This is a genomic window from Arthrobacter yangruifuii (assembly GCF_009192775.1).
Classification (GTDB): domain Bacteria; phylum Actinomycetota; class Actinomycetes; order Actinomycetales; family Micrococcaceae; genus Arthrobacter_B; species Arthrobacter_B yangruifuii.
On sequence record NZ_VTFX01000003.1, the window covers coordinates 226,909 to 244,253 of the forward strand.

Below are 17,345 nucleotides of genomic sequence, written 5' to 3' on the forward strand. Positions count from 1 at the left end.
GGGGAACCGGCGGGAACCCACACTCCGCCTTCAAACGCTGAAGGCACGCAATACAGGAAAGCGATGTGCACGAGTGAGCGATCACTACCAGGTTCTGGGTGTCGAACGAGACGCCACCGGTGAAGAAATCAAGAAGGCGTACCGGAAGCTTGCCCGCAAGCTGCACCCGGACGTCAACAACGCTCCCGGTGCCTCCGATGAATTCAAAGCTGTAACGCACGCCTACGAGGTGCTGTCCGATCCCGAAAAGCGGCGGATCTACGACACCACGGGCAACGAGAACGGCAATGACAACGGTTTCGGCGGAGGCGGCGGCTTCGGCGCCCAGGGCTTCGGCTTCCAGGACATCTTCGACACCTTCTTCGGCGGCGGAGCACCGGGCGGCGGACGCGGACCTGCCACCCGCAGCCGCCGTGGCCAGGACGCCCTGATCAGCGTCCGGATCGACCTGAAGGACGCCGTCTTCGGCACCAACAAAAAGATCGACATCGACACCGCCGTCGTGTGCCCCACGTGTGACGGCTCCTGCTGCCAGCCCGGCACCTCCCCGCGCACCTGCGACATCTGCCACGGCACCGGCCAGGTCCAGCGGGCCGTCCGCTCCATCCTGGGCCAGGTCATGACCTCCGCGCCCTGCGGCACCTGCAACGGCTTCGGCACCGTCATTCCCGACCCCTGCCATGAGTGCTCCGGCGAAGGCCGCGTCCGCAACCGCCGCACCCTCACCATCAAGGTCCCGGCCGGCGTTGCCACCGGCACCCGGATCCAGCTTGGCGGACAGGGTGAAGCCGGTCTGGCCGGCGGCCCCTCGGGGGATCTCTACGTGGAGATCCGGGTCAACAACGACCCCACGTTCCTGCGCGACGGCGATGACCTGCACGCCACGCTGACAGTGCCCATGACTGCGGCAGCCCTGGGCACCACAGTGACACTGGACACCTTCGACGGCGAACGGGAGATCACCGTGAAGCCGGGCACCCAGTCCGGCGAAGTCTCCGTGCTCAATGACCTGGGCGTCACCCACCTGCGCGGCCACGGCCGGGGCGATCTCCGCGTGCACCTGCACGTGGAAACCCCGCAGAAGCTGGACTCCGAGCAGGAGGAACTGCTGCGCCGGCTGGCCAAGCTGCGCGGCGAGGAATACAGCGAAGGCAGGCTCAACAGCTCCGGCACCGGTGTGTTCGCCAAGCTGCGGGACCGTCTGGGCAACCTCTGAGATGACCAACCCGATTTTCTTCGGTGACCCGGCGCAGGTTGCTGCCGCCGGGCCCGGGGCGCTTTTCCGCCTTGAGGGCCCCGAGGCCCGGCACGCCGTGTCCGTGAAGCGCCTGGGCGCAGGCGAAAGCGTGGACGTGGTTGACGGCGCCGGGCGCCGGCTCACCGGAACCGTCACGGAGACCGGTGCGTCCGTCCTGGAACTGCGGGTGGAAAACGTTCTGGATGAACCGGCAGCGTCCGAGCGGTTCATCCTGGTGCAGGCACTGGCCAAGGGGGACCGGGACGAACAGGCGGTGGAGGCAGCCACCGAGCTGGGGGTGGATGCCGTGATTCCGTGGCAGTCTGACCGCAGCATTGTCCGCTGGCGCGCGGAAAAGGCCGCCAAGGGGCAGGCGAAATGGCAGGCCCTGACCACCGCCGCGGCCAAGCAGTCCCGCCGCTCCCGCATTCCCGTCGTGGAGCCTGCACTGGACAGCCGTGCCCTGCCGGGCCGGCTGCGGGACCTGGACCTGGTCCTGGTTCTGCATGAGGAAGCGGACATGCCGCTGGCAGAGGCCGTGCACGTCCTCGAAACCCGCACTCCTGGTGTCGGCGCCGCATCCATTGCCGTGGTTGTGGGACCGGAAGGCGGTATCAGCCCCGCGGAGCTTGAGGCCCTGCGCGCTGTCGGAGCAGTGGCCGTCCGGCTGGGACCGCACGTTCTGCGGTCCTCGACCGCCGGGCCCTCGGCGCTGGCGGTGCTGAACCAGCTGCTCGGCCGCTGGTAGGAGGCTCCGCTACTGGTCCAGGGACCGGGCGGACTCGATCACCGTGATCCGTTTGGAGTCCCCGGTCGCTTCCTGCCCGCGGTAATAGACCCGAAGGCTGTATTCACCGGGGACAAGGGTGGCGGCGAAGCTGAACTCGGCGGTGTCACCGGGGGCCTTGTGCAGGTCCAGGGAACCGGAAGCAGCGGCGCTGCTGGACGGCCTGCCGTCCACAATGGGTTCGGCCCGCCACATCAGTCCCTCGGACTGCACCACTGCGGTGCCGCTGACCAGGATATCGGTGCCCCGGACCTGCGATTCCTGCGGATCGATCACCCAGATGGGCGCCACCAGCTCCGGATCCCGGTGCAGCGGTTTCTCCAGCGGAACATGGCCGAACGCCCGGTAGCCTTCCTTGCCGTCCACCAGGATCACCACACTGCTTTCCTGGCCCACGGTGGTCAGGCCTGCGTTGGCGGCGGCGGCCGTAGCGGTGTACACCAGCTGCTGCACCGCCCGGTGGGCCATGCCCGAGTCGAGGGACCCCTTAAACGCGTCCGATGAAATGTCCACCGTGATCACGTTCTTGCTGGAAATCGAAGCCGTAACGCTCTTCGCCGAGTGCCAGGGGGTGAAATAGTCCTGGTCCATCGGCTTCCCCGCACTCATGGCATGGACCGCTTCCCCGATGGGGTCACCGGTGTTGTCCGAGGAGAGGAATTCACGGTACAGACTGACCGTTGAGTCATTCAATCCCAGCCAGTACACCGGCATGAGGGTTGACGTGGGGCTCGCTTCAGCCGGCGGGGAAATGGTCATGGGAGCCGGGCCGACGGTACCGCCGTCGAAGGACGAGGGCATGGTGATGGCAGGATTCTCTGCCAGAACACCGCATCCGCCCAGCATCAATGCGGCCGCCGCCGCCAGCGGGCCGACGGAAAAACACCGGCGGCGCAGCCCGTGGAGGCAGGACGGACCGCGGGTGGTTCCGGTGTCCATCTATCCTCCTGGGGGCTGATCGCGAAAAGGTACGTCTTCCACCATTGCATACGCTTCCGGGCCCATCCGTGCTCCGGGCAGGCTCCTGCCCGGACTGAAACACGATTGAGACATCCCCGTTGCGGGGTCGAGATAAAACCAATGCTGCTCCGTCCGCCGGGGAGCGCATCAAGTAAGATTTAGGTAGCGGCGGGCGGCGGCGGGTCCGGGGACCTCAGGAAATAATCGTCTGGATCCGGGCGTTTGATCTTGCAGGACGGGTAACCCGTCCTCCAACAGGCTTTACCAGCAGACTTCAACAGCGATGTGCAACAGACTCTATAAGGGGCGATGAAAGGCCTGAGAAGGCCGTCTATATGACCGAATCTTCAATGGAAATCGGCACCATACGGCTGGATAACCAGACAATAGTCTTTGACTCCACGGAACACATGGTCGAGTCGCTGGGTGCCAATGATGAGGCACTCAGGATCATTGAGACGGCAAATCCAGAGGTAAGCCTGATGGTGCGTGGAAACGAACTGTCCGTTTCCGGCCCGGCTGCCGAAGTGGAGCAGACCGTGCGTCTGGTCAATGAAGTCCGCGTGCTGGCACGCAACTCCACCCGCGTGACCCCGCAGGTCCTTGAACAGCTGATCAGCATGCTGAAGGACCAGAGCACCCACCGCCCGGCGGACGTCCTGACCCAGAACATTCTTTCCACGCGTGGAAAGACCATCCGGCCCAAGACCCTGAACCAGAAGAACTACGTGGATGCGATTGACCGCAACACCGTTGTTTTCGGCATTGGGCCCGCCGGCACGGGTAAGACGTATCTGGCCATGGCCAAGGCCGTTCAGGCGCTGCAGCAGAAGGAGGTCAACCGGATCATCCTCACCCGTCCCGCCGTGGAAGCGGGGGAGAGGCTCGGTTTCCTGCCGGGCACGCTGAGCGACAAGATCGACCCGTACCTGCGCCCGCTCTACGACGCCCTCCACGACATGATGGACCCCGAGTCCATTCCGCGGTTGATGGCTGCCGGCACCATTGAGGTGGCCCCCCTGGCCTACATGCGCGGCCGGACCCTCAATGACGCGTTCATCATCCTGGATGAAGCCCAGAACACCACCCCCGAGCAGATGAAGATGTTCCTGACCCGCCTCGGCTTCGGCTCGAAGATGGTGGTCACCGGCGATGTCACCCAGGTGGATCTGCCCGGCGGCACCGCCTCCGGCCTGCGGATTGTCCAGGACATCCTGGGCGGCATTGACGACGTCGCGTTCTCCGAGCTGCAGGCCGTGGACGTCGTGCGCCACCGGCTCGTCGGTGACATCGTCACCGCCTACAGCGAATGGGACGAGGTGCGCCGCAGCGACGCAGCGCGCGGTGACGGCGCGCCGCGCGGCGGTGCAGTACGAAGTGACGGCCCCCGGAACGGAAGCCGCGCCAACGGCAGCGGCCGTTCCACCGGCGGCCACGGCAGGGAGGTCCGCTCATGAGCGTGGAAGTAAACAACGAATCCAGTGCACCGGCTGTCGACGAAGAGGAACTGGCCCGGCTGGGCAGGTACCTGCTGGACAGCCTGTACGTTCACCCGGAGGCGGACCTGTCCATCATCCTGGTGGACGAGGACGCCATCGAGAAGCTGCATATTGAGTGGATGGACCTGCCCGGCCCCACTGACGTGTTGTCCTTCCCGATGGACGAACTCCGCCCAGGGACCGCGGGACGCCTCACTCCCGCCGGGGTGCTCGGTGACATTGTGCTCTGCCCCCAGGTCGCGGCACGCCAGGCCCGCGACGCCGGGCACGGTACGGACGAGGAGCTGCTGCTCCTGACCACCCACGGTGTCCTGCACCTGCTGGGCTATGACCACGCCGAGCCGGAGGAAGAGAAGGAAATGTTCGGACTCCAGCGCCGGCTTCTTTCTGCGTACCTGGGCAAACAGGCACCCAAGGAGACCCGAAGTTGAGTATTGGCGTCCTCATCGTCATGGCCATGGCTTTCATGGTCCTGGCGGGCCTGCTCACCGCTGCGGAATCGGCCTACGGCTACCTGCCCCGGCAGGACGCCGAAGCGCTGCTGCACGGTAAGGCAGGAGCCCCGCTGCGCCGCATCCTGGCGCATCCGGTGGCACACATGCATGCGCTGCGGTTTTGGCGTGTGTGGTTCGAAATGGCCATGGCTGTCTCCGTGGCGACCCTTTTCCAGCTGCTGCTGGACAACATCTGGCTGGCCGGCCTGCTCGCGACGGTCACGATGGCCGGCGTCGGCTTCGTCCTCGTCGGCGTCTCCCCGCGGCAGATCGGACGCAAGCACGTCACCGCCGTCGTCGTCCTCACCGCCGGACTGGTCCGCGTGCTGCGGACGGTGCTGGGCCCGATTCCGGGCTGGCTCGTCCGCCTCGGCACCGCCGTCGCACCCGGCACGCAGGGGCCCGACGCGGCGTTCTTTACGGAAGAGGAGTTCCGGGAACTGCTGGACCGTGCCTCCGATGCGGACATGATCGAGGATACCGAGGCGGAACTGATCCACTCGGTCTTTGAACTCGGCGATACCAAGGTCCGGTCCGTCATGGTTCCGCGCACCGACATGGTGTGCATTGAGGCCGGCAGCACGCTGCGCCAGGCCATGTCGCTTTTCCTGCGCTCGGGATATTCCCGTGTCCCCGTGATCGAGGACAGTGCGGACCATCTGGTCGGGATCCTTTACCTGAAGGACGTCGCCGCACAGATGCACAGCGACCAGGAGCGCGCGTCGGTGCAGAAGGTCGAGGATTACGCCCGCAGCGTCCGCTATGTGCCCGAGTCCAAGGCCGTGAGCGAGCTGCTGCAGGAGCTGCAGCGGGAGTCCACCCACGTCGCAATCGTCATTGACGAATACGGCGGAACCGCAGGATTGGTTACGCTGGAGGACCTGATCGAGGAAATCGTCGGCGAAATCGTTGATGAATACGATTCGGAGCGTCCCGAAATCGAAGGGCTCGGCGACGGCCGCTACCGTGTCAGCTCCAGGGCCGGTATCGATGACCTCGGTGAACTGTTCGACGTCGAACTTCAGGACGATGAAGTGGACACGGTGGGCGGCCTGCTGGCCAAGGCCCTGGGCCGCGTCCCGATCGTCGGCAGTGAAGTAGTGGTCGAAGGCATTGCCCTGCACGCCGAACGGCTTGAGGGCCGGCGCAACCGTGTGTCGCATGTGCTGGCCTGGAACACCGAAAAAGAAGAATCCAGTGACGAGGGCAGAAACACGTCCCCGCGCTCCCGCTCTACAGAATTGGTACCCCGTAATGACTGAACCGCAGTTCCACGCAGGATTCGTTTCCCTGGTGGGCCGGCCCAACGCAGGCAAGTCCACCCTGACCAATGCCCTGGTTGGTTCCAAGGTGGCCATCACGTCCGCGAAGCCGCAGACGACGCGGCACACCATCCGCGGCATTGTTCACCGTGAGGATTCCCAGCTGATCCTGGTGGATACCCCCGGCCTGCACCGCCCGCGCACCCTGCTGGGCAAACGGCTCAACGAACTGGTGGCGGACACGCTCGCGGAAGTGGACGCCGTCGGCTTCTGCCTGCCCGCCAATGAGGCCATCGGGCCGGGCGACCGCTACATTGCGGCTCAGCTCGCCGCCCTGAAGCGGACCCCGGTCATCGCGTTGGTCACAAAAACCGACCTCGTGGACCGCGCCGCGCTGGCCCGGCAGTTGATGTCCGTCACCGCACTGGGCAACGAGGTCCTGGGGGAGGCGGGCTGGGCCGACGTCGTACCGGTCTCGGCTGCGGACGGATTCCAGGTGGACACCGTAGCCGATGTGCTGGTCGGTCACATGCCGGTGTCTCCGCCCCTGTATCCCGACGGTGAACTGACCGATGAACCGGAAGCGGTCATGGTGGCGGAGCTGGTCCGCGAAGCCGCGCTGGAGGGCGTCCGTGACGAGCTGCCCCACTCCCTGGCCGTGGTGGTGGAGGAGATTGTGCCCCGTGAGGGCCGCAGCGACGAGAATCCGCTTTTGGATGTCCGGGTCAACCTGTACGTAGAGCGCTCGTCACAGAAAGCCATTATTATTGGCCGCGGCGGGTCCCGGCTGCGCGATGTGGGAACCACTGCACGGCGCGGCATCGAGGCCCTGCTGGGTACCAAGGTCTACCTTGACCTGCACGTGAAAATCGCGAAGGACTGGCAGCGCGATCCCAAACAGCTGGTAAAGCTCGGGTTCTAGTCCGCCCGGACCGGTCCTTGTCCACAGGAACGGGCCGTACACTGTGAAACATTCGTTTGAGCTTATTGATTTATGAAGGGGACCGGTCATGTCATCTCGCCGTGCCGCAACGGGCGGCGGCCCCTTGGAAGAACCGACCAGCGGTTCGGGTTCAGACGAACCCGGCGGCAGGCACCTCTCCAGCAGGGCCTCCTCCGGCCGTGCCCTGCTGAAGGGGATCGCCGCAGTCCTCGCCCTGGTTCTCGTGGGAGGCGTGGTCTTCGGTGCCGTACAGCTGCTGCGGCTCAGGGGGAACTTTGATACCCAGCCACTGAACCTGGGCTCGGGCGACACCCCCGTGGAGCAGGTGGATGCCAACACGGATCCCATGCAGATCCTGGTCCTCGGCACTGACCAGCGCGACGGTCAGGACTCGAACAACTCCGACGTCATGATGCTGGTAAATCTCTCCGCGGACCGCTCAAACGTGACTGTGACCAGTTTTCCCCGCGACCTCCTGGTTCCGCTGCCTGCATGCAAGGATCCCAAAACCGGCACGGTTTATGACGCCATGGATTTGGGCCAGCTCAACGGCGCGCTGGGCAACGGCGGTCCCGGCTGCACTGTTGCTGCCATCAACAGTGTCACCGGCCTGTCGATTGACCACTTCATGATGGCCGACTTCGATGCCGTGAAGGAACTGTCCAACACCCTGGGCGGCGTGGATGTCTGCGTCAACCAGCCCGTTGACGATCCGCTTTCCGGGCTGAACCTGCCGGCCGGGGTCAGCAGCGTCCAGGGCGACCAGGCCCTCGCCTTCCTGCGGACCCGGCATGGGTTCGGCAACGGCGGCGATGAAGGACGCATCCGCGCCCAGCAAAGCTTCCTCGCTTCCATGGTCCGCAAGGTCAAGTCCGAAGGAACGCTGAACAACCTGCCTAAGCTCTATTCGATTGCCGAGACCGTCACGAAGAACCTGACGGTGGACAACGAACTCGCGAACATCCCGGATCTGGTGTCCGTAGCCACCCGTCTAAAAGACGTGGACCTGGGCAAAGTCGCCTTCGTGACCGTTCCGGTAATGCCCTACGAATACGATCCCAACCGGTTGGTCCTCGACGAAGCCAAGGCCCAGGTGCTCTTTGATGCACTGGTCTCGGACCGGGGCATCGCGGAGGCCGTGACACCGTCTCCCGCTCCCGCAGACACCGAGGCTGAAGTCCCGGCTGCCCCGGAGCCCACGGATCCCGCGGTTCCCGCCGTCGATCCGGCCGCCGTCCCGGTGACGCTGGTCAACGCCTCGGGCACCGCCGGCCGCGATGCCAAGATCCTGGCGTACCTCAAGTCCAAGGGATTCAGCCAGGCCCTCGCCGGCGGAACCGCTCCCGCCCAGAGCCCGGCCACGCAGATCTTCTATGGCTACGGATATGAAGAGATGGCGCTGGAAGTGGCCAAGACGCTGAATATCCCGGCCGTGCAGGTTTCCCAGAGTTCCGCGTACACCGGCATCTCCGTGGAGATCGGCGGGGACTTCACCAGCGGCACCGTGATGCGCGATCTGGGTGATCTGGGTGACCTCCAGGGGCAGACGGCGGCCCAGGTTACGTGCCAGTCGGCGTTTGGGAACTAGCGCTTCCTGCACCCGGCCCCCTGCGTGTTAGTCTGATCGCGTGCACGCAGAGACTCTTCTTCTTAGCTGCCGCGGCGAGGCCACACAAGCACCTGCTTAGGCCGCCCCTCGCTCGCGGAGTTTGTGTTGCCCGGCCACTCTTTCTGATGTTCGACTAGAAAAGGCCCCACCAACACCATGCGTAATGCACAGCAGTCCTCGGGTATGCCGATTGCCAAGTACGTCCCTTTCCACGAGCAGATTGCCGTGGACCTGCCGGACCGGACGTGGCCCGACAAGGTCCTCACCAAAGCTCCCCGGTGGTGCGCGGTGGATCTCCGCGACGGCAACCAGGCACTGATCGATCCCATGACGCCCGAACGCAAGCACAAGATGTTCGACCTCCTGGTGAACATGGGGTTCAAGGAGATCGAGGTCGGCTTCCCGTCCGCCTCCCAGCTGGACTTCGACTTCGTCCGCCAGCTCATCGAGGGGGACCGGATCCCCGACGATGTCACCATCCAGGTCCTGACCCAGTCCCGGGAACACCTGATTGAACGCACCTATGAATCCCTTGAGGGCGCGGACCGGGCTATTGTCCATCTCTACAATTCGACGTCGGTGCTGCAGCGGCGCGTGGTGTTCAACACGGACCGGGACGGGATCGTGGACATCGCCCTCTCCGGTGCGCGCCTGTGCAAAAAGTACGAGGAGCAGCTGCGCGGCGTCGACGTCACGTATGAATACTCACCCGAGTCCTACACCGGCACGGAACTGGATTTCGCCCTGCGCATTTCAGACGCCGTTGCCGAGGTCCTGGAAGCCTCGCCGGACCGGCAGATGATCCTGAACCTCCCCGCTACGGTGGAAATGTCCACTCCGAACGTCTATGCGGATTCGATCGAGTGGATGCACCGCAACATTGCCAACCGCGAATCCGTCATCCTTTCACTGCATCCGCACAATGACCGGGGAACCGGCGTGGCAGCTGCGGAACTGGGCTACCTGGCCGGAGCCGACCGGATCGAAGGCTGCCTGTTCGGAAACGGTGAACGGACCGGCAACGTGGACCTGGTGACGCTGGGCATGAACCTGTTCAGCCACGGCATCGACCCTCAGCTCGATTTCTCCGACATGGACGAGATCCGCCGCACCGTCGAGTACTGCAACCAGCTCCCCGTGCCCGAACGTTCCCCCTACGGCGGCGACCTGGTCTTCACCGCCTTCTCCGGCTCGCATCAGGACGCCATCAAGAAGGGCTTCGAATCCATGGAGCGGGACGCTGCCGCCGAGGGCAAGACGGTGGATGAGCTCACGTGGGGCGTGCCGTACCTGCCGATTGATCCGAAGGATATCGGCCGCAGCTACGAAGCAGTCATCCGGGTCAATTCCCAGTCCGGGAAGGGCGGGGTGGCCTACCTGCTCAAGAACGAGCACAACCTGGACCTGCCGCGCCGTGCCCAGATCGAATTCTCCGCCGTCATCCAGCGCCGCACGGACACCGGCGGCGGCGAGATCACCGGAGCGGAACTCTGGAAGGTGTTCCAGGACGAGTACCTGCCGTGCTCGCCGGATTCCGACGACGCCGCCTGGGGACACTATGAACTTGAGTCCGTGAATGCGGACACGGCATCCGACGGCCGTTTCAACCTGACCGCCACCATGGGCGTGGGCGGCGTGAAGCAGCGCCGGGTGGCCAGCGGAACCGGACCAATTGCGGCACTGCTGGCCATCCTGGAGCAGGACGGCATCGACGTCCGGCTGCTGGATTACACGGAGCATGCGCTGTCCGCCAGCGGAAACGCCCTCGCGGCGGCGTACGTTGAACTGGCCGTGGGCGAGCGGGTGCTGTGGGGCGTGGGCATCGACTCCAATACCACCATGTCCGCGTTGAAGGCCGTGATTTCGGCCGTAAACCGCGCCATCCGTGACCAGTCCTAGCTAAACCGGGGGCACGCCGGAGGACAGCGGTCCTCCGGACGTGCCCCGGCGTGGGAAAATAGCTCTTGTGGCCAAATCCTTTGCATCCCGCACCTACCGGGATGACGCAGTTGTCCTGCGCACCCACAAGCTGGGAGAAGCGGACCGCATTCTCGTCCTGCTGACCCGCGAACACGGGCAGGTGCGGGCGGTGGCCAAGGGGGTCCGGCGTACCTCAAGCAAGTTCGGCGCCCGGTTGGAACCGTTCATGGTGGCAGAACTGCTGCTCTCCCACGGCCGGAACCTGGACATCGTGACACAGGCCCAGACAAAAGGCGCCTACGGGCACGGCATCGCGGCGGACTACGCCCGTTACACCGCTGCGGCCGCCATCGCCGAAACCGCCGAGCGGCTGACCGACATTGACGGTGACTCGGCGAAGGCCCAGTACCAGCTCGTGATCGGCGCCTTTGCGGCACTCAGCCGGGGCGCGCACGCTCCGGAACTGATCCTGGATTCCTATCTCCTACGGGCCCTGGCCACTGCCGGATGGGCGCCGAGTTTCACCGACTGCGCACGCTGCGGTGCTCCCGGTCCGCACTCCGCGTTTTCCGCACCCCTGGGCGGAGCGGTCTGTCCCGCCTGCCGGCCGCCGGGCTCGGCGTCGCCGTCGCCGGAAACCATGGCGCTGCTGGCTGCGCTGCTTACCGGAGACTGGGCCGCTGCGGACGAATCCGGTCCGCAGCCCCGCCACGAGTCCGCCGGCCTGGTGGCCGGATATCTTCAGTGGCACCTGGAACGGGTGCTGCGGTCCCTTCAACATGTGGAGCGTGTCTGACCTTGCGTTCGAAGACCCCTGCTGCCAAAACGGCAGAACCCGCGAGCCGGCCTGAGCCGCACCCCTCCGGCGCGGTTCCGCCCCGGATACCGGCCGCGCTTGTGCCGGCCCACGTGGCAATCGTTATGGACGGCAACGGCCGCTGGGCCAATCAGCGGGGCCTGCCCCGGACCGAGGGCCACCGCGCCGGTGAGGCCGCGCTGCTGGACGTGATGGCCGGAGCCATCGAGATGGGCATCCACCACGTTTCCGTCTACGCGTTTTCCACGGAGAACTGGAAGCGGTCTCCCGAGGAGGTTCGGTTCCTGATGGGCTTCAGCCGGGACGTCCTGCGCCGCCAGCGGGACCAGCTGAGTGAGTGGGGTGTCCGGATCCGCTGGTCCGGCCGCCGGCCGCGGCTGTGGCAGAGCGTGGTGAAGGAACTGGAAATTGCCGAGGACGCAACGCGGAACAACACGGTCTGCACCCTGAACATGTGCGTGAACTACGGCGGCCGCGCCGAAATTGCCGATGCCGTCGCCGCGATCGCCGCCGACGTGCAGAAGGGCAGGCTGCGGCCGGGCTCCATTTCCGAGAAGACCATCCAGAAGTACCTCGATGAACCGGACCTGCCGGATGTGGACCTGTTCCTGCGCACCTCGGGGGAGCAGCGGTTTTCCAACTTCATGCTCTGGCAGTCCGCCTACGCCGAGATGGTCTTCATGGATACCCTCTGGCCGGACGTGGACCGGCGGACGCTGTGGGAAGCGGTGGAGATCTACGCCCGCCGCGACCGCCGGTACGGCGGCGCCGTGGACAGGTCCCTGGAAAACACCGGCCCCGCCGTTGACGAGGACGCCCGGGACGGCGCCGGGGCGGAAGGGCTTAGTCCGGAAGCATAAAGGCCCGTGCCCACCGTTCCATACCGGTGTAGACGCGGGTGCGGACCTGAAGTGCTGACAAAAGGGTGTCATGCAGGGCGCCCTCAAACCGGTAGACGGTGATTTCCGGACCCAGCAGTACCCCGCGCTGGACCATGAGGGACACATCCAGAACACTGTCGGTGCGCAGCATATCGGGATTCCACACGGGGGAGATGGTGGACGCCGCGGAAGCCAGCAGCAGTATCGGCACCCGGATGTCCAGGCCCTGCGCCACCCGTGCGTGGCCCGCCAGTACAGCCTTGATCCAGCCCGCACGGACGGGGAAGCTGAACGGCGGACGCCACCGCGGGTCCACCTCCCACTCGCCGTCCATCGCCGAACTGATGCTCCGGTAATAGAACCCGAACTCCGGAATTTTCAGCCGGGCTTTGGGCCGGCGCCGGGCCACCGGTTCGAGCAGTCCGTTGGTGGCGAAGCGGAGCATGGAGCTGCCGCTGAGCTCGAGCCAGGGACTGTTGAGGATCAGCGCCTGCAGCCGCCCGGGAAAGCGGTCGGCCCAGAGCGCAGCGACCAGCCCTCCGGTTGAATGCGCCATCAGGGTGGTGCGCATGCCGGTTCCGTACCGCACCCGGACGTCCTCCTCCATCGCCGCCAGCGCGGCCTCGATGTCGGCGTCGTACTCCGCCAGGTCGCTCACATACCCCTCCGATTGTCCGGGCCGCAGGCTCCGGCCGTACTTGCGCAGGTCGAGGGCATAGAAGGCGACACCCTGCCCCGCCCAGAACCGCGCCAGCCCGGCCTGAAAGAAGTAATCGCTCCATCCGTGCAGATACAGCACGGCGTCAACCGTGCCGGCAGCTGGAACAAGGGGACTGGGCGGAAGAAAGGAGACCAGGGTAGCCACCACCGGGCCTTCGTCATCCGCCTCCAGATCAAGGGTAAGACTGCGGAAACCTTCGCCGAGAACATCGGGTTTCCAGTGGGGAGCGTGCAGCATGCCCTCGACAATAGCCGACCGGCCGACGCATTAGCCCACGGGGTTTGGCACGCGCTGCCGGTTCTGGGATGTTTGACCTATGCGCATCTACCCCACCTTTTTCCGGCTGGTGTTTTCCGGCATGGACCCCGAACTGGCCCACCGCATCGGCTTTGTGCTGATCCGCGCCGCGGCCCGGACACCCGCCGGGCCGGTGATGCGCCGGCTGATGCGCCCCGCGCCCCGGCTGCGCACCGAAGCGCTGGGGCTGGAGTTTCCGTCACCGTTCGGACTCGCGGCCGGATTCGACAAGGAGGGCTCGGGCATCGCCGCCCTGAGCAACCTGGGCTTCGGGCATGTGGAAGTGGGCACTGTGACCGCCAAGGCCCAGCCCGGCAATCCCAAGCCGCGCCTGTTCCGCCTGGTCGAGGACCGGGCCGTCATCAACCGGATGGGGTTCAACAACGACGGCGCCCCCGCCGTGGCCCCCCGCCTCGACAAGGCGCGGAAAACGCTGGCGCGGACCTTCGGAACACCCCGACCGGTCATCGGCGTCAATATCGGCAAAACCAAGACGGTCGACCTTGACGACGCCGTCGAGGATTACCTTTCCAGCGCCCGGGAGCTGGCACCGCATGCCGACTATCTCGCGGTGAACGTGAGTTCACCCAACACGCCCGGACTGCGGCGGCTCCAGGACATTTCCGCTCTGCGTCCGCTGCTGGCCAGCGTAGGCAGTGCGGCAGACGAGGCTGCCGGCCGGCATGTTCCGCTGCTGGTGAAGATTGCCCCGGACCTCACCGATGCGGACATTGATGACGTCGCGGAGCTGGCCCGCTCTCTCAGGCTGGACGGAGTGATTGCCACCAACACCACTGTCACCCGGGAAAACCTGGTCACCGACCCGGAACGGGTGATTGCCTGCGGCGTGGGCGGGCTGAGCGGGGCGCCGCTGAAGAAACGATCCCTGGAAGTCCTGCGCCGGCTCCGCAGCCAGCTGGGGGAGGACGGCCCGGCCATTATTTCCGTTGGGGGAGTGGAGACCGCCGAAGACGTGCAGGAGCGGCTGGACGCCGGCGCGGTCCTGGTCCAGGGCTACACCGCATTCCTCTATGAAGGTCCCTTCTGGGCAGCGCGGATCAACCGCGGCCTGGCTCGGAACCGCGCATAGCCAAAAGTGCGTAGGAACAAAGAAGGGCCGCCCCGCGGGGCGGCCCTTCTTTTTGAATCTGTGGAAAGGAAAAGCGGAAATCAGGAGGGGTACTGTCCGCGGCGGACCTGCGCCTTGGGCAGCCGGAACCGCCGCAGCTGCAGGGACCGGGAAACCCCGTACCAGACATCGCCCGGATTGGGTCCGCCGAACTTGGCGGTGAGGCGCTTCCGGATCTGGCGGCGCAGCATAAAGCTGTCTGCGATGACCAGAAGGATGAGCACCCAGAAAACGGCCATGACAATCAGCTGGAGATCCACGTTCTGGATGAAGCTCAACACGACAAACACGAGGGCGGCGATCATGATGAACTCACCGACATTCCAGCGGGCGTCCACGATGTCCCGCACGAACCGGCGGTTGGGCCCCTTGTCCCGGAGCGGCAGGTAGCGTTCTTCGCCGGTGTCCAGGGCACGGCGGGTCTTCATCCGCTCCTCACGCAGCGCGTCCCGGTTGGCGGCCTTGGCGGCGTTGCGGTCATCCGGAACCAACGGGCGCCGGCGTGCAGCTACCTGGTCTTTGCGGCGGGGCGTGGGGGCACCTTTTCCCACCCTCGCGTTGGCTGCTTCGTTAGCAGCAGCTGCCTGGTCCACAGTTTCCTGCGCGGTGGGCGCTTCATTCTTTCGTCCGAACACATCCCAAGGATACCGTGAAAGATTGTAGGGTTTTGGCTATGACTTCCAATCCCACCCCAGACGTAACCCCCTCGTCCCCGGATATCCACGAGGACGCCCTCCGCTCAAGTGTGGCCGGTGATTTCCCCCGGACCGTGGAGCAGCTTAAGTCCCTGGTCAGCATTCCGGGCATCGCTTGGGACTCCTTCGATCCCGAGCACCTTAACCGCAGCGCCGCCGCCGTTGCGGACCTGATCCGCGAAGCTGGCATTGAAGACGTGCAGATTCTCCGCGTCGATAACAACGGCACACCCGGCGGCCCCGCCGTCGTCGCCCGCCGGCCTGCACGGGCCGGGGCGCCCACCGTCCTGCTCTATGCCCACCACGATGTCCAGCCGCCCGGAGACCCGGACCTCTGGGACTCGGAGCCCTTCACCGCCGAGGAACGCAATGGCCGGCTCTACGGCCGCGGCGCCGCCGATGATAAGGCGGGCATCATGGCGCACATCGGGGCCCTGCGTGCACTGGAGGACGTCCTGGGCGAGGAATCCGGCGTCGGCGTCACCCTGTTCATTGAGGGGGAGGAAGAAGCCGGCTCGCCGACGTTCCGCACCTTCCTGGAGACCTACCAGGATCTGCTCCGCGCAGACGTCATAGTGGTGGCGGACTCGGGTAACTGGAAAGTGGGCGTTCCGGCGCTCACCACCAGCCTGCGCGGCCTGGTGGACGGCACCGTGGAGGTCCAGGTCCTGGACCATGCAGTGCACTCGGGTATGTTCGGCGGGCCGGTGCTGGACGCGCCCACCCTGCTGGCACGGCTGATTGCCACCTTCCATGACGACGCCGGCGACGTCGCCATCGCCGGCCTGGTAGCCTCCGACGACGCCGCGGTGGATTACCCCGAAGCGGACTTCCGCGCGGATTCCTCCCTGCTCGAGGGCGTGCAGCTGGCCGGCACCGGTTCCATTGCCTCCCGCCTGTGGACCAAGCCCGCCCTCTCGATCATCGGCATCGACGTGCCGACGGTCGCCATGTCCTCCAACACCATCCAGCCCAAGGCCCGGGCGAAGTTCAGCCTGCGGCTGGCGCCCGGGCAGAGCCCCGAGGCGGCCATGGACGCGATCCGGGCGCATGTCGAGGCCCATGCACCCTTCGGCGCCAAAGTCACCTTCACCCCGGGGGAGCAGGGCAACGCCTTCGCTACCGACACCAGCGCCAGTGCCGCACGCACTGCACTCTGGGCCCTGGAACGGGCATGGGGAGTGGAACCGGTGGAATCCGGGATGGGCGGCTCCATTCCGTTCATTTCGGACCTTGTGGAGCTGTTTCCGGAAGCACAGATCCTCATCACCGGCGTCGAAGATCCCGATTCCCGTGCGCACAGCGCCAACGAGTCGCTGGACCTGAACGACTTCCGCAACGCCATCCTGGCTGAAGCGCTGCTCCTGGCCCGGCTGGGAGCCGTAGCCGGCTAGGAGAGGGGCGGGTAGATGCCGGGCGGGAATTCTTTTACGCCCGGCATCTGTTAGATCGATGGGGGTCAGTCGACGTACCATTGAGGCACTGGTCCGGCCCGTGGCAGGCGCCCAAAGTCTGCCGCGGAAAGACCAGCTGAGGAAAGAGAGAAACTATGAGCGTTTCCACCAGCGAAAACACGACCACTGCAGCCGAGGCCGAGCTGCCCGTCCATGAGGTGCTGCTGTCGGATGTAGCCGCGCAGAAGGTCCGCAGTCTGCTGGAGCAGGAAGGCCGCACAGACCTCCGTCTCCGTGTGGCAGTCCAGCCCGGAGGCTGCTCGGGACTGATCTACCAGCTGTACTTCGACGAGCGCGTCCTGGACGGCGATGCCGTCCGTGACTTCGACGGCGTGGAGGTCATCGTGGACAAGATGAGCGTCCCGTACCTGTCCGGCGCATCGATCGACTTCGAGGACACCATTTCGAAGCAGGGGTTCACCATCGACAACCCCAATGCCGGCGGCTCATGTGCCTGTGGAGATTCCTTCCACTAGGACCCGTGGCTGCGGCGGCCCGTAACAGGAGCATTAATGGCCCGGCGCGGCGGTGATCTGTCACTGGATCGCCGCGCGTACGGGTAAGCTCTACACGTAGTAGTAAAACTAATGTCCGTCACCGGGAACTTTTTTGTCCCCGGCCGGACAGCACTTGCACGCAA

At 65.5% G+C, this 17,345-nt stretch carries 16 protein-coding genes; 13 read left to right on the forward strand and 3 right to left on the reverse strand.

From position 1 onward, the window contains the following. Positions 1 to 73 precede the first annotated feature (73 nt). Positions 74 to 1,216, forward strand: coding sequence for a molecular chaperone DnaJ (gene dnaJ, locus GD627_RS07730; RefSeq protein WP_152272021.1), 1,143 nt, complete (start codon positions 74 to 76; stop codon positions 1,214 to 1,216). Between the two features lies 1 nt (position 1,217). Beyond that, positions 1,218 to 1,985, forward strand: a complete 768-nt coding sequence (locus GD627_RS07735; protein ID WP_152272022.1) for a 16S rRNA (uracil(1498)-N(3))-methyltransferase — start codon at positions 1,218 to 1,220, stop codon at positions 1,983 to 1,985. Positions 1,986 to 1,994: 9 nt separating this feature from the next. On the opposite strand, the gene GD627_RS07740 is transcribed toward GD627_RS07735, so the two are convergent. Next, positions 1,995 to 2,963 carry a GerMN domain-containing protein gene (locus tag GD627_RS07740; RefSeq protein ID WP_152272023.1) on the reverse strand — a complete coding sequence of 323 codons (969 nt, stop codon included), beginning with the start codon at positions 2,961 to 2,963 and terminating at the stop codon, positions 1,995 to 1,997. Between the two features lie 371 nt (positions 2,964 to 3,334). Here GD627_RS07740 and GD627_RS07745 point away from each other — a divergent pair, with 371 nt between their 5' ends. From GD627_RS07745 to GD627_RS07780, 8 genes are all read left to right on the forward strand, one after another. After that, the gene (locus GD627_RS07745) at positions 3,335 to 4,441 is read left to right on the forward strand and encodes a PhoH family protein (protein WP_146362401.1); all 1,107 of its coding nucleotides are present in this window, start codon (positions 3,335 to 3,337) and stop codon (positions 4,439 to 4,441) included. After that, a complete protein-coding gene (ybeY, locus tag GD627_RS07750) occupies positions 4,438 to 4,914 on the forward strand; it encodes an rRNA maturation RNase YbeY (protein WP_146361906.1) in 477 nt (158 codons plus the stop codon). The genes GD627_RS07745 and ybeY overlap by 4 nt, the downstream gene beginning before the upstream one ends. Positions 4,915 to 4,934: 20 nt before the next feature. Further along, complete coding sequence (locus GD627_RS07755) at positions 4,935 to 6,239, forward strand: hemolysin family protein (protein ID WP_425481901.1); 1,305 nt, start codon at positions 4,935 to 4,937, stop codon at positions 6,237 to 6,239. After that, the gene (gene era, locus GD627_RS07760) at positions 6,232 to 7,161 is read left to right on the forward strand and encodes a GTPase Era (protein WP_146361908.1); all 930 of its coding nucleotides are present in this window, start codon (positions 6,232 to 6,234) and stop codon (positions 7,159 to 7,161) included. The genes GD627_RS07755 and era overlap by 8 nt, the downstream gene beginning before the upstream one ends. A gap of 88 nt (positions 7,162 to 7,249) precedes the next feature. Further along, the gene (locus GD627_RS07765) at positions 7,250 to 8,770 is read left to right on the forward strand and encodes an LCP family glycopolymer transferase (RefSeq protein WP_152272024.1); all 1,521 of its coding nucleotides are present in this window, start codon (positions 7,250 to 7,252) and stop codon (positions 8,768 to 8,770) included. A gap of 177 nt (positions 8,771 to 8,947) precedes the next feature. Then, complete coding sequence (gene leuA, locus GD627_RS07770; RefSeq protein WP_152272025.1) at positions 8,948 to 10,690, forward strand: 2-isopropylmalate synthase; 1,743 nt, start codon at positions 8,948 to 8,950, stop codon at positions 10,688 to 10,690. A 67-nt stretch (positions 10,691 to 10,757) separates the two neighbouring features. Continuing rightward, positions 10,758 to 11,507, forward strand: a complete 750-nt coding sequence (gene recO / locus GD627_RS07775; protein ID WP_146361911.1) for a DNA repair protein RecO — start codon at positions 10,758 to 10,760, stop codon at positions 11,505 to 11,507. After that, positions 11,504 to 12,388, forward strand: coding sequence for an isoprenyl transferase (locus tag GD627_RS07780; protein WP_152272075.1), 885 nt, complete (start codon positions 11,504 to 11,506; stop codon positions 12,386 to 12,388). Before recO ends, GD627_RS07780 begins: the two co-directional genes overlap by 4 nt. On the opposite strand, the gene GD627_RS07785 is transcribed toward GD627_RS07780, so the two are convergent. After that, entirely contained in the window at positions 12,372 to 13,367 is a 996-nt protein-coding gene (locus GD627_RS07785; protein WP_152272026.1) for an alpha/beta hydrolase, read from the reverse strand. The genes GD627_RS07780 and GD627_RS07785 overlap by 17 nt on opposite strands. Positions 13,368 to 13,446: 79 nt before the next feature. Between GD627_RS07785 and GD627_RS07790 the strand changes: the two genes are divergently transcribed. Then, the gene (locus tag GD627_RS07790; RefSeq protein ID WP_152272027.1) at positions 13,447 to 14,517 is read left to right on the forward strand and encodes a quinone-dependent dihydroorotate dehydrogenase; all 1,071 of its coding nucleotides are present in this window, start codon (positions 13,447 to 13,449) and stop codon (positions 14,515 to 14,517) included. A gap of 80 nt (positions 14,518 to 14,597) precedes the next feature. On the opposite strand, the gene GD627_RS07795 is transcribed toward GD627_RS07790, so the two are convergent. Next, positions 14,598 to 15,191: a DUF3043 domain-containing protein gene (locus GD627_RS07795; RefSeq protein WP_152272028.1), complete on the reverse strand. Its 594-nt coding sequence runs from the start codon at positions 15,189 to 15,191 to the stop codon at positions 14,598 to 14,600. A 38-nt stretch (positions 15,192 to 15,229) separates the two neighbouring features. Here GD627_RS07795 and GD627_RS07800 point away from each other — a divergent pair, with 38 nt between their 5' ends. Together GD627_RS07800 and GD627_RS07805 are read left to right on the forward strand one after the other, a co-directional pair. Beyond that, positions 15,230 to 16,645, forward strand: coding sequence for a dipeptidase (locus GD627_RS07800; RefSeq protein ID WP_152272029.1), 1,416 nt, complete (start codon positions 15,230 to 15,232; stop codon positions 16,643 to 16,645). Between the two features lie 155 nt (positions 16,646 to 16,800). After that, complete coding sequence (locus tag GD627_RS07805) at positions 16,801 to 17,181, forward strand: HesB/IscA family protein (protein WP_146361916.1); 381 nt, start codon at positions 16,801 to 16,803, stop codon at positions 17,179 to 17,181. Positions 17,182 to 17,345: the final 164 nt, after the last annotated feature.